13 protein-coding genes are annotated in these 12,893 nt (G+C 43.0%); 1 reads left to right on the forward strand and 12 read right to left on the reverse strand.

Annotation, left to right across the window (positions count from 1 at the left end; translation table 11 throughout):
- Positions 1 to 99: 99 nt before the first annotated feature.
- From CEF17_RS10155 to CEF17_RS10190, 8 genes are all read right to left on the reverse strand, one after another.
- Positions 100 to 2,034, reverse strand: coding sequence for a stage V sporulation protein D (locus tag CEF17_RS10155; protein ID WP_100399423.1), 1,935 nt, complete (start codon positions 2,032 to 2,034; stop codon positions 100 to 102).
- 102 nt (positions 2,035 to 2,136) lie between these two features.
- Positions 2,137 to 4,353 carry a penicillin-binding protein gene (locus CEF17_RS10160; RefSeq protein ID WP_100400872.1) on the reverse strand — a complete coding sequence of 739 codons (2,217 nt, stop codon included), beginning with the start codon at positions 4,351 to 4,353 and terminating at the stop codon, positions 2,137 to 2,139.
- A gap of 120 nt (positions 4,354 to 4,473) precedes the next feature.
- The gene (gene ftsL, locus CEF17_RS10165) at positions 4,474 to 4,830 is read right to left on the reverse strand and encodes a cell division protein FtsL (RefSeq protein WP_100399424.1); all 357 of its coding nucleotides are present in this window, start codon (positions 4,828 to 4,830) and stop codon (positions 4,474 to 4,476) included.
- Complete coding sequence (gene rsmH, locus CEF17_RS10170; RefSeq protein WP_100399425.1) at positions 4,823 to 5,782, reverse strand: 16S rRNA (cytosine(1402)-N(4))-methyltransferase RsmH; 960 nt, start codon at positions 5,780 to 5,782, stop codon at positions 4,823 to 4,825. The genes ftsL and rsmH overlap by 8 nt, the downstream gene beginning before the upstream one ends.
- 24 nt (positions 5,783 to 5,806) lie before the next feature.
- Entirely contained in the window at positions 5,807 to 6,238 is a 432-nt protein-coding gene (gene mraZ / locus CEF17_RS10175) for a division/cell wall cluster transcriptional repressor MraZ (RefSeq protein WP_100399426.1), read from the reverse strand.
- Between the two features lie 154 nt (positions 6,239 to 6,392).
- The gene (bshC, locus tag CEF17_RS10180; protein WP_232725485.1) at positions 6,393 to 8,015 is read right to left on the reverse strand and encodes a bacillithiol biosynthesis cysteine-adding enzyme BshC; all 1,623 of its coding nucleotides are present in this window, start codon (positions 8,013 to 8,015) and stop codon (positions 6,393 to 6,395) included.
- 89 nt (positions 8,016 to 8,104) lie between these two features.
- Positions 8,105 to 8,494: a DUF3397 domain-containing protein gene (locus CEF17_RS10185; RefSeq protein WP_100399428.1), complete on the reverse strand. Its 390-nt coding sequence runs from the start codon at positions 8,492 to 8,494 to the stop codon at positions 8,105 to 8,107.
- Positions 8,479 to 9,462, reverse strand: a complete 984-nt coding sequence (locus tag CEF17_RS10190) for a 2-dehydropantoate 2-reductase (RefSeq protein WP_198508942.1) — start codon at positions 9,460 to 9,462, stop codon at positions 8,479 to 8,481. Before CEF17_RS10190 ends, CEF17_RS10185 begins: the two co-directional genes overlap by 16 nt.
- A 139-nt stretch (positions 9,463 to 9,601) precedes the next feature.
- On the opposite strand from CEF17_RS10190, the gene CEF17_RS10195 reads away from it, so the two are divergent.
- Complete coding sequence (locus CEF17_RS10195; protein WP_100399430.1) at positions 9,602 to 10,114, forward strand: N-acetyltransferase; 513 nt, start codon at positions 9,602 to 9,604, stop codon at positions 10,112 to 10,114.
- A gap of 234 nt (positions 10,115 to 10,348) precedes the next feature.
- Here CEF17_RS10195 and CEF17_RS20865 read toward each other — a convergent pair whose 3' ends face one another.
- The 4 genes from CEF17_RS20865 to CEF17_RS10215 all read right to left on the reverse strand — a co-directional run bounded on the left by CEF17_RS20865 (position 10,349) and on the right by CEF17_RS10215 (position 12,845).
- Positions 10,349 to 10,990, reverse strand: coding sequence for an RsfA family transcriptional regulator (locus CEF17_RS20865; RefSeq protein ID WP_100399431.1), 642 nt, complete (start codon positions 10,988 to 10,990; stop codon positions 10,349 to 10,351).
- Between the two features lie 132 nt (positions 10,991 to 11,122).
- Positions 11,123 to 11,881 (reverse strand): enoyl-CoA hydratase/isomerase family protein, encoded by a 759-nt coding sequence (locus CEF17_RS10205; protein WP_232725486.1) that lies wholly within the window; start codon positions 11,879 to 11,881, stop codon positions 11,123 to 11,125.
- 195 nt (positions 11,882 to 12,076) lie between these two features.
- On the reverse strand, positions 12,077 to 12,250 hold the full coding sequence (gene rpmF, locus CEF17_RS10210; protein WP_054635245.1) for a 50S ribosomal protein L32: 174 nt from the start codon (positions 12,248 to 12,250) through the stop codon (positions 12,077 to 12,079).
- Positions 12,251 to 12,311: 61 nt separating this feature from the next.
- The gene (locus tag CEF17_RS10215; RefSeq protein WP_100399433.1) at positions 12,312 to 12,845 is read right to left on the reverse strand and encodes a YceD family protein; all 534 of its coding nucleotides are present in this window, start codon (positions 12,843 to 12,845) and stop codon (positions 12,312 to 12,314) included.
- Positions 12,846 to 12,893 lie beyond the last annotated feature (48 nt).

Consider the following 12,893-nt stretch of genomic DNA (forward strand, 5'->3'; position numbering starts at 1 on the left):
CTCTTTTATCGTTACTGTCACTAATTACCATTTCATAATTCTCTCCATAACAGAAGCAGCCAAGGTCGACTCCCTTGGCTGAATGACACAACTTTCATTTTAATCGGAAGAGGCCGATTTGTCATCAAGATAAATACGGATCGTAGACCCTTCTTCTACTTTTTCCCCCGGTCCGGGAGACTGGGCAACAATTCTATCTCCGCTTCCGCTTTTTTCTATTCCTAAAGGATAGTAGGCTTCATTTACCTCCCGCAGCGTCAGGTCCACCAGGTCCGGAACTTCTATTAATGGCGTATCATTCCAGGCAAGTTCTTTTTCCACTTGATCCTTTCTTTTCTCCACCCCTAGTGCACGCAGGCTGTCTTCCATAATATTACCAACGATCGGAGCCGCTACGATGCCTCCAAACTGGAGGGTATCTTTAGGATTATCAATCGCCACATAAACAACAATTTCAGGATCATCTGCGGGGGCCAGGCCGATAAAGGATACGATGTGGTTATTTTCCAGGTACCGCCCGTCTTTCGCCTTTTGTGCCGTCCCTGTTTTCCCACCAACCCTGTACCCATCCACGAATGCCCCTTTCCCTGTTCCCTGGGCAACTACGTGCTCCAGAGCCTCTCTTACTTCCTTTGATGTCTCTTCTGAGATAATCTGCCTTTTCATTACAGGGGTGTTTGTTTTCACCACTTCTCCCGTTTTAGGATCAAGCCATTCTTTAGCCAGAAACGGCTGGTATAAATACCCGCCATTTACTGCTGCTGACACGGCAGTGACCTGCTGAAGAGGGGTGACAGATACTCCCTGTCCAAAAGCAGTCGTAGCTTGTTCTAAAGGTCCTACCCTTTCTCGGTTAAAGAGTATTCCTTTCCCTTCTCCTTGAAGGTCAATCCCTGTTTTCTCCCCAAACCCAAACGCTTCAATATAATCAAAAAGCCTGTCTTTGCCCAGTCTTTCCCCCAGTACGACAAACCCGGGGTTGCAGGAATTTTGCACCACTTCTAAAAATGTCTGTTGGCCATGCCCGCCTTTTTTCCAGCATCTCAGCTTTCTTCCAGATACTTCGATATAGCCTGGATCATGAAAATTATCTTTGTGCAAATCCACTTCGTTTTCTTCAAGAGCTGCCGCGAGAGTGATAATTTTAAAGGTAGAACCAGGCTCGTACTGAGACCAGACCGGTTTATTCTGGTTGAAAATCTCAGGGGGAACATCCTGGAATTCTTCAGGATGAAAATCCGGCCGGCTTGACATAGCAAGCACCTCACCTGTATTAGGATTCATTGCTATGGCAATAGCACCATCAGGATTATAGGTTGCTTCAGCAATGTCCAGTTCCCGCTCGACAATAGTCTGCACCCTGGAGTCAATCGTAAGCTTCACATCCAATCCATCTTCCGGCTCCTGATATCTATCTGCCATATCAGGCATTCTCTTCCCCTTTGCATCAGAAAAAAACGAAACATGTCCACTTTTTCCTTTCAGCTCTTCTTCGTAATAGAGTTCCAGCCCCGTCAATCCCTGATTATCGATCCCGGCAAATCCCAAAACGTGGGAGAGATAGCGGCCCTGAGGATAATGGCGTTTGTTGTCCTCTGCGATATAGACCCCTGGCAGCTGCAATTTCCTCACCTCAGCTGCTTTTTCCTTATTAACCTTACGTCCTTCTGGGTTAATTCTTACAATGGACTCTTGTTTTGTGATTAATTCATAGGCTTTTTTTTCATCCATATTTAATGCAGCCGCCAGCTGCCTGGCTGTATCCGCCGGCTCCTTCACCTGCCTGGGAACTACAAGAATGGAGGGTGCGCTCACGTTGGTTGCAAGAATTTCACCATTGCGGTCAAGTATTTCCCCTCGCTCACCTTCAAAGGGCACATTTCGGCTCCAGGAATCTTCTGCTTCTTCGGTCAGCCATCCTCCTAAAGCAAACTGTACATATCCAAGTCTCATTGCAAGAATAACTGACACACATAAACCTGCGATAAACACCCAAATCAAACGTTTCCTAACGGTAACATACGAGACTCGCATTCTTCCACCACCGTCTGTTCTACTAAAAGGCCATTGCACCTTTGCTTATGCCTATGCTTGTATCCCTCTTAGTAGAACGACCAGCAGATCGTGGAAGGAAGATTATTCTCTTCTGATTCTTTCCTCTTCATCTTCAGAATCTTCTTCTCTGGAAGATTCTTCAGTTTCTGCTTCTTCCTGTGCCGCTGCTTCTTCCTCTCTTAAATCCCTGATTTCTTGAGGACTCATCATTTCTACCGTTAGATAGCCTTTTCCTTCAAGTCCTGTGCCGGCGGGGATGCTTTGGTCTGTCACATAGCCCGAGCCTATATGGTGAAGTTCCATCCCCGCTAAATCACTCAGCTTTGTGGCATCTCTCATGGACCATCCTGTAATATCAGGCATCACTGAAGCTCCCTCGGTCTTGATCAGCACCCTCTCCCCAAAAATGACGTTACTTTCCGAACCCGGGCTCATTTCCTCTACGGTTTCCCCATCTCCAAGAAATACAGGCTGAAGGCCTAGTGAATGAAGAATGCTTTCAGCCTCTTCCACGCTTTCACCTTCAAGCTCAGGGATTTCTATTCCGTCTTCTTCGTATACGGCTTCCTCGGAAACAGCAGGCTCTATATTAAGGTATTGGAGACTTTGCTTCATAACTGAGTTGAAAATCATTGACACAGGAGCAGAACCTGATTCGTCACCAGCAAGGTTTGGTCTGTCAACTGCCACATACACAATGATACTTGGGTCATCCTTTGGCGCCATACCAATAAAGGAGAAAATATTTTGGTTATTTCCGCTTAAATATCCTCCGCCATCAGGATTAGGTATTTGCGCTGTCCCTGTCTTTCCTACTACATTAAACCCTTCAATAAAATAGGGACGTCCTGTTCCGCTTGAAGAAACCACGACCTGCTCCATCAAGCCAAGTACTTCTTCTGAGGTTTCCGGGCTAATAGGTTCACCCTTCACTTCTGGCTTGCCTTCATAGACCACTTCTTCAGTCGCAGAGTTACTAATGCTGTCAACAATATATGGCTTCATCATTTTGCCCTCATTAGCTATTGCAGTTGCAGCTTGGATAATTTGAATGGGGGTAACCGCGGTCCCTTGTCCGATGGCAGTGGTAGCAGCATCAATTTTATATTGCTCTGCTATTAGGCTGCTTGCTTCCCCAGGCAGATCCACCCCTGTGGTTTCTCGAAATCCAAAATCGGTAATGTAATCATACAGCCGCTCAGGACGCAGCTTTTCCATTGCAAGCTTTGCGAAGGCCACGTTAGAAGAACGGTAAAATCCCTCATTAAAGGTGATTTCCCCCCACCCTTGTCCGTTATTGTGATCATGGAGGCGGTGAGAACCTACCTCATAACTGCCAGATTCAAATTCTTCCTCTCCGTCATAAACCCCTTCTTCAATGGCCGCTGCCAATGTAAAGATTTTCATCGTAGAGCCTGGCTCAAATCTGTCTGCCACTGCAAAGTTTGTAAAGTTTGTTATCTCTTCATACTCGTTTGGATTAAAGCTCGGGCGGTTGCTCATTGCCAGGATTTGCCCCGTTTTGGCGTTGGCTGCGACAGCTGTTATTTTTTCAGGGTCATACTCTTCCTCTACCTGATTCATCGCTTGTTCCATAGTTGTTTGAATATTAGAATCAATAGTCAGGGTGACATCGTCTCCGTTTTGGGGTTCTTCAAAGCTTTCATTGCTATCGAGCAAAGGAACGCCTCTTTGATCCCGCTGGTAGGAAAGAAAGCCGTCTTCAGGTGTAAGGTATTCATTCAATCCTGACTCAAGGCCCATCCTTGCTTCACTCATATCCCGTTCTGTATACCCTAAGACATGGGAAGCGAACACTTGATTTGGATAAAACCTTCTAGACTCTGTTCGAAAACGGATACCCGGAAGCTCAAGCTCTTCAATTTCAGCCCTTGTGCTGTGGCTTAAGTGCCTGGCACCTGACCCAAGTTCTACTTGATACCTTCCTTCGGTCTCTCCCAGGCTTAACAGCTCTTTAAGCCTTTCCTCGTCCATGTCTATATAAGGAGCCAGCGTTTCGGCTGTCATTTCCGGGTCTTCCACATGCTCTTCATGAGTGGCATCAAGAACAGCATATACCGAGTAGGATTGAACTTCTTCAGCAAGGGGATTTCCCTGCCTGTCGAAGATGGTTCCTCTTTCTCCTTGCAACTCGTGACTTGTCGTCCACCTGGACTGAGCTAATTCTTCTAAATTTTGGCCGTCTACCTCTTTTACTGCCTGAACATAGAGCATACGACCGGTAAAAACAATAAAGCACACAAGAATAATTCCAAGAAGCCAAATTGTCCGATACATAATTTTATTTCTCTTATTTCCTTCCACTTTCCGCCATCACCTGTCCTTTATGGCATCAGGAGTACCACACTCCTGTTTCATCACAATTCACATGGAAAAAACTAGCTCTTATTGAAAGAACTAGTTTTGTACTACTCTTACCTTTTCCTCTTTTAACTGCATTCCCAGCTCTTCTTTCGCATAATACATAATCCGGTCAGGTGAGCTTAGCTCTGCCACTTGCAAATGCAAGCCATCATTTATCTCTTGCTGCTGACTCACAGTGTTTTGCAGGGAGGAAATCTCTCTTTCCTGCGAATATATATTAGCATAATTAGTGACAATCAAAGAAGAAACAGCGATGACCCCGGCAATCATTCCGCTCATGATGACCTTTTCACCTTTCGTCACCTTCCCTCGCAGGCGGTGCTTAACTTTTGTATGTACAACCTGCTGCTGTTCTTTTTGTCTTTGAACTTGCTGAGCCAGATTATTCACGATTCACATCCCCCTTTTTTTCAGCGATTCTTAATTTGGCAGATCTTGCCCGGCGGTTGTTGTCCAATTCTTCTGTAGAAGCTGTTATAGGCTTTCTGGTAATCAACTCAAGGATTGGTTCAGCTTCTGACGGTACAATAGGAAGTCCCCTTGGAAGCTCTGGACGCTTGCCAGCCTCTCTCATTACTTGTTTACAAATGCGGTCCTCCAGTGAATGGAAGGTGATAACACACAGGCGGCCGCTTGGGGAAAGAAGATTAATCGCATCCTTCACCGCTTCTTCAAAGGCAGCCAGCTCATCATTCACAGCTATACGGATCGCCTGAAATGTCCGTTTAGACGGATGCCCGCCTTTTCTCCGTGCAGGAGCCGGAATCGCTTCTTTAATAATTTCTGTTAATTCGTCAGTGCTCTGAATCTCTTTTGTTTTTCTGTGAGATTCAATAGCTCTTGCAATTTGCTTTGCAAACCGTTCTTCACCGTATCGAAAGATTACCTTTACCAGCTCTTCATAAGGCCATTGATTAACAATATCCTTTGCTGTTACTTCCATTGACTGATCCATTCTCATATCAAGAGGAGCGTCATGCTGGTAGCTGAATCCTCTCTCTCCTTCATCAAGCTGTGGAGAAGAGACTCCTAAGTCAAAAAGAATACCGTCCACTTTTGAAATCCCTCTATGTCCAAGCTCCTCTTTCAGATACCGAAAGTTGGCAGGGATGATGGTCAATTGCTCTTGATACGCGGCAAGGCGTTCATTTGCAAAAGACCTGGCTCTTTCATCCTGCTCGAAAGCAAACAAATGACCGTCGCCTTGAAGTCTGTGTAATATTGCTTCGCTGTGTCCCCCTCCGCCAAGAGTACAGTCTACATAGACACCATTTTCTTTAACATTTAGTCCTTTTATTGCTTCTTCTAGTAACACTGTTTCATGCTGAAATTCTGCTGCCAACTTGTTTGTTCACCTGCCTTCACTTTACATATCAAAATCTATAATGTTTTCTGCGATTTCACTAAAGGATTCCTGAGAATCTTCAAAATAAGCTTCCCATTCACTTTTACTCCAGATCTCTACCCTGCTCGATACTCCGATAATGACACATTCCTTTGTTAGCTGAGCGTATTCCCGCAGTGTCGATGGAATGTTTATTCTGCCCTGCTTGTCCACATCACATTCGGCTGCGCCTGAAAAAAAGAAACGAGTAAATGCACGAGCATCTTTTTTAGTGAAAGGGAGAGTTTTTAACTTTTCTTCTAATCTTTTCCATTCATCCGGGGGATAAACAAATAAACAGCGATCCATTCCTCTTGTAATGACAAAGGAGCTTCCTAGTCCCTCTCTAAATTTTGAAGGGACAATCATTCTTCCTTTGTCATCAATGTTGTGGTGATGTTCCCCCATAAACATCGCTGTACCATCCTCTCCACTTTCTACCTTTAAGGTACCACATTCCCCCACTACGTACCACGATTTCTTTTATTTTTTTTGCGACAAAAAAGATCTCCCGAATTCGGGAGATCTTTTAGTAAACAGCCAAAAGGCTCTGAAAATATCTTGTTTTTTACAAATAAATCAGTTTATGGTTCTTATTTCTTGTAATACCACTTTGACAAATGTCACGAATGAAGCTTTCTCCGTACTCGTTCAGCACCGGGTATATGCTCCATACTCGTTCCTGGGGATTGGTGGCCGGGAACAGTGATTGTTCAATAAAATCAAGTCGATGCAGTGACGTTTGTACCTTTTTCTCTTGGAGGCCAGTAATCTTCTCACCAAGCTTTTTTACTTCATTTACTATGATATGATAATTCTTTTCTCCATAAGAGGTGTGAGAAGGATTCACCTTGGAAAGAGCCTCCTGTAAGGGAGCATGGATATCCTTTATTTTCAGGGCGGCCTCTTCGGCCATGCAAATGCCATCAATTTCGACTGCATTTTTTTTGAGCTCTTCTTTCTTTTTGGCTGTTCCATGCTGAATAACCTTCCACGGATCAAGGTTTTCTTCCTTTAGAATTCTGGCTCCCTTTCTGTCAACCACGGAAAAATGCATCCTGGGCAATACGGGTGGCATGTGATACCCAAGGTGGTGAAACAACGGCTGCAGCAAGCCCCAATACTTAATTTCCCCGGGACCAGCAACAAAAGACAACACTGGAAGAACTGCTTCCTGCACTAATGGCCTCGTAGCTACATTACTGCTCAGTTTTCCAGGAGAGCGGTGAATCTTTTGGATGAGATCCTCTTTTGTGAACTGTACTTGTCCCTTTTTCCCTTCAAAAAGACCACTACCCTTTCTAAATAAAAGCTCACGGCCAAATTTCGTGTGATAAAAAAAGTGAGCTGAATCAGCTTGGGCCTTCACAGGTGAATCATAGCCCCTGGTATTATAAAGAGAAATTCTTTTCATAAGCCGGCTGGAAAGCTCCTCGTTCTCTTCAACTATTTTTTGAAAAATTTCTCGTTCGAGCTTTCTCATTTCTATGTGGTTGGCATCCAGTAATACCAGTCCCTCTTCCTTAAAGAGCCATTGCATCAGCTCACCAAAAAAATGAGTCATTGAGGAGGAGATTGATGCCAGTTTTGTTATCATCCCGGTAACTTTTCTTGTAAAGGGAGTTTCCCGGTAGGATTTCACCGCTTCCTCCATCCATGTAACAAAAGCCTCGTATTCCAGGCGCTGTTCTGAAACAGGCTGCCCGGGATTGTATGACCCCTTATAGGTATGCTTGCGGGGACCTTTCATTCCAGGAATGAAAATATGGTTCACTTCCAGCCAGTCGTGATCCTCACCGGCAATCCAAAAAAGCGGGATCACCGGAATCCCCAGCTTTTCTTCCTGTTCTCTTGCTTCAAGAACAAGGGTGACCGCTTTTGAAATAGTATAAAAAGGACCGGTGAGAATCCCAGCCTGCTGTCCTCCCACCACAAAGACAGAGCGAGGGTCCTTAAGTTTATCAATTTGTTCCAGAGCAAGCTTGTTATGTGTAAACGTCTGCTGGTAATTGACCAGGTGTGTATGTAGTGCCTTTCGGTCAAAGGACCTTTTTGTTAATTCCATAAAACGCTGCTTCATGTCTTCATCTTTATAATGGTAATCAAAAAGAGAGGAAACAAAGGGATCTCTGTTTCTGTATTTTTGGACGAACAAAGATGAAGAAGGAAGGTTTTGTTCTTCAATTTTCATAAAGGTCAAACCTTTCTTCCTAGTGGTGATTTATCTTGATTTCAATTACAGTGTATCAAATCCAGAGAAAAAACCGCTATCTTTCTGGCTTATAAGATAGCGGTAGTAATCCTAAAAGACATCCCGTAAAGGGACAAACCGAAGTATGCAATAAAAAACAACATAAAACTAAACCGCCAAATCCCTCTTGCAAGCCGTGGTATTTCAATGTCCGCCCGTGCTTTCCAATGAATGAAGGTAAAAAAACAAGCAATGCTCAGCACTATTATGATCATTAACCAAAGAAATGATCTTCCCCAGATTTCAATTGCAAGAAAGTAAACGGCAGCCATAAAGAACAGCGTGGAAACATCAGCTGCCAGCCTTACCGCCCGTCCTTTTTTCTTTGTGATTTTCACTGTGAAAATGTAGACCAAGTAAAAGCCTAACAGGGGCAGTGTGATGACTGTCGCCAAAACCCAGGCTAATACATCCCCCATTTTCCTCCCCTCCTTTTCTCCAGTCCTTTAATACTTTGATACACAAAGTTATGGCAAGGCATAGGGATTCTCTGGCTTTCCCCTTTTTTAACCAAGTAACCAGTGATAGCGTCAAGTTCTGTAGGGCGATGATGCAAGACATCTCTTAACATAGAGGATTGATTTTCAGCAGTGATTTCACAAAGAGCGCAAAGATCGTGCCAAAGATTTGGTCTATGCGGCAAAGAAAGAGCTGAGGAGGCTTCCATGAATAACTGTTTCATAACTTTTTTAAAATAAGGATTATAGATTAATTCACCGTTTTTCACTTGAAAGAGAGCCGTTAAAGGGTTGATAACACTATTAAATAAAAGCTTCTCTTCCATCTTTTCCTTCCAATGTGCGATTTTCTTAGCCGCTAACCCTGCTTCATCAAAAATATGTAACATTTGCTGTAAAAGGGGGCTCTCATTTGTCACTGCCCCTATGTGCAGAATCCCTTGTCCTGTATGTTTTACAGTATTATCATTCACTTTTAGAGCTCCATGCTCAACAATGCCCGCAAATGTGTGATAGACATTCTGTTTCTGACTCTGTTCTAGCAAGGGAGTATGAGCCATACCATTCTGCAGAAATAACACTCCTGCTCCCGGCTTTATTTCAGGCAGGCTTTTCCATATTTTCTCAAGGTCGTATGACTTTACGGCGATTATTATGAGATCAGCATGTTCTACTGCCTTTTTCTTTTCTCCCCATGTAACTGCCTCAACTTCTGCAGTAAACTGTCCTTGAACATGAATTCCGTATCTCTCTATCATTTCTTTTTGGGAGTGACGCCTGCAAACAAGAACTGTTTCAGCTATCCTGGCTGTATACCCAGCGAGGAGCAGACCGACTGAACCTCCTCCCACAATGGCAACCTTCACTTTCATCTCCATTCCAACTTTCTTCTTTATTACCAGTTGAATATAGCATTTAAATTTTAGCACAAAGGAAAACAACTTCCCATTGCTTTCTTCCGATAAATTTTTTGATAATTATGCATATTTATAATTTTCATGTCTAAAGCCGACAAATGTGAAAAACTATAGTAAAATGAACTTATTAGCTGCAAAGGAGGATGAACTTATGAGTACAGCAGAAGTTAAGCGCTTACTTGTTAACTTCAAAACACTTGAAGAATTCCAAAATTTCAAAGAAGTTGGCGTGCAAGAACTGTCAATGAAAGAAGAATTAGAAGAAAACATCATTGAAAATGATAGTGAATCTCCTTTTTATGGTATTTATTTTGGTGATAAGCTTGTAGCTAGAATGTGCTTGTATAAAATTGAAAAAAGATACGATTTATATTTTGAACCTCCTCAGGATTATTTAGAACTGTGGAAGCTTGAAGTTTTAGAACCTTACAGGAATAGAGGTTTTGGGGAAGCCCTGGTCACTTATGCCAAAAACATGGGACTCCCTGTGAAAACAAATGCTCGCCAGCGGTCTCATGGCTTTTGGGAAAAAATGGGCTTCGAGCCGGTTACCTATCAGGAGGGACGTGACCGGGGTCAAAACCCTTATGTGTGGTACCCAAAAGGAGTAAAAGAGCAGCAGCCGGAGAATACTCCCTCAGCTGATGTCCAATCTGTAGAATAATGTATAACGGCAAGGGGCCGGGCTCAAAAGTTAACCTTTGAGCCCGGCCCTTTTTCATATAAATCTTTACTAAAGTACGACACCGGCTAGAGGCGTACGCTTTTACCTAGGAAACGTTCCCCTTCACTACTGGGAAGAAAAAATCAGGGAAGATCCCTGTACAGACAAAAGCCTTGAAGAATTAGTACCAAAAAAGAGCCATTAGAATGAATATCGTACACCCTGCTATAGTTCTTACCCTTCACGTTCTGCATAAGGAAAGTTTTTGACGGGATGATCACTTGTCAGTTCTTTGGCCCGGTCCATGATATCCATAAAAATCTCATAATCACTTCTTAACTTATCATATTTTTCCTGCAAAGAAAGCAATTGTCGTTGATATGCCTTCTTTTCTCTCTCTAACTCTTCTGCCTTCTCTTCTATTGCTGAATATTTTTCTTTCCAACTCTCATTGCTTTGCTCCTCCTTATGAAGAGAATGCAAGAATTCAATAATCTGAGGCATATCAAGAGCCTTCTTTTCGGTCTCGACCATACTTTTTTCGCTGAACCCTTGATTGGTTATACTTTTCCTTTCCTCAGTAGCCACATGGCTTTCCGTTGCCATCTCCAATTCAGCAGGTATATAGTTACTGTCCTGGATCTCGGAAGCAGGTTCTTGTCTATGTTTCTTTGCCAGCGCGATCGCACTTTCATATTTTTTCCGAATAGCAGCATTCCACCTAAAGCCACATGCTGCAGCTGTTCGTTTTAATTTCTCTCCCACTTCTTCAAAAGCAGCAAGCTGAGTACTTCCTTCTCTTATATGTCTTAATACCACTTCGGCCAAGATTAAATCTTCATCTTCATTCCAAGCATCCTGCCTTGCAGCCTCCATATTCATCCCTCCATTTACTAGCTTTTCTTTTCATAGCTATGAAAAGAGGCTTACAGATAGAATAATGTCTACCAAAGATTATCTCCTTATTCTTCTGTTATTATTCCAATGGAAAAAAGATGAGAGAAAGCACTATTTACGGATAAATTTTTCCACAGCTTCATGATGAGCATCTTTTGCCCACAGAGTAGAGCAATCATCTATTTCTCGTTCTATTCTTTGCTGAAGCTTCTCTCTATCTATTCTATCAGTGAAACGGGCCTTGTAGGCAGCAAGAACATCAGCGTGCAGATTCACATAGGAAGATAGATAACGTTCACTTTCTTTTTTAAAGTCTCCTTCAATCAAAGATGAAATGAAACCCAGGTTCTTCCCTTCCTCTGCACTATACATTCTGGCTGTCATTACTATCTCCAAGGCTTTAGAAGGCTCGATCCTTTCGAGGAGCATGGAAGCACCACCCCATCCTGTCGTTATCGCAAGCTTTCCTTGGACAAAGCCAAACTTCGCATGAGGAGCTGACACTCTGATATCACAAGCCGACGCTATTTCACAGCCGCCTCCAACCGCTGTTCCATTTAAAAGAGCAACCGTTGGCTTAGGAAATAAAAACAAACGAAAGAGAATCTGAGACATTTTCTGAAGCATGGCATGGGCTTCTTCTTTTGTCCTTAAGTGATGAAAAACGGATAAATCTCCCCCTGAACAAAATACTTCATTTCCTGCACCAGTAATGGCCACTACTTTATCAGCCTGGTTGTTTTCTATTTCGTCCAGCTTTTTCTCTAGTAAATCCATACTTTCCATATCGATTGCATTACGCTTTTTTGGTCTGTTTATTGTAATGTAGGCTACATTCTCTGAACGTTTTATATGTACTTTTTCTTTCACAGTCTGCTCCCCCTTTATCTTCTTACCTTTCATTCGACAACGGTCCTTTACATTCCCTCTTTTTTCACCTTTTAAAAAAACTTTGGAAGAGACATTCATTGATAGAATGTTCAAATAAAAAGAATGGGTACATGTGATCGGAGCTTCTCAACCAAAAAATCCCCTGCCATATCGGCAAGGGATTGGGGACACCTATTATTTGTTAATAACATTTTGTCCTTTGTAAGATCCGCAATTCTTACATACGCGGTGAGATCGCTTCATTTCTCCGCAGTCCGAGCATTCAACCATACCTGGAACCTCTAGTTTGAAATGAGTACGACGCTTGTTCTTACGAGTTTTTGATGTACGTCTAAAAGGTACTGCCATCATTCCCACCTCCTTTAAGGTGCGTAAAGTGTTTCATAAAGAAACGAGGTTTCTTTATCTCTTATTTGTCAAAATACTTGGCTAAATCAGCCAGTCTTGGATCTACTTTCTTTTCCTTTTCTTCTTCCCTGGCTTCCTTAAGTTCATCTTCTGTTACTACTTCCCAATCCTGTCCTTCTTGAGGAGCCTGGGGTTCCTCTCCATTTTCAGCAAAGATTTGAATAGGGATTTGCAAAAGAATATGCTCTTTGACGTACGGAAGAAGATCGACAAACCCATTCACTGGTTCATGGGTATCTTCGTCTTTTTCCTCCAGAGCACTATCTGTCAGAAGAAACCGTTCTTGAGCTTCCACATCAAATGGGAGCTCGACGTCAGCCAGAGTACGTGAACAAGGAAGAACCATAGATCCTTGTATGCGAAGAGTAAAGTTAACTGTTTGTCCAGTAAACTCTCCACGGCCAGTGACATTGACAGGAGTAATGCGGCGGATTTCCTTATCTCTATCCACTAATTCACTCACATCTACCTGCTCTTCTTGAATCTCAAGGCCTGAATGCCTTTTCGCTAATAATTCTTGTATACTCCATTTCATTGGATATCACCTCAAGGCAACAAGGGTAATTATAGCTGTCCATAGATT

Origin of the sequence: Bacillus sp. FJAT-44742 (assembly GCF_002797315.1) — a bacterium.
GTDB classification, from domain to species: Bacteria; Bacillota; Bacilli; order Bacillales; family Marinococcaceae; genus Thalassorhabdus; species Thalassorhabdus alkalitolerans.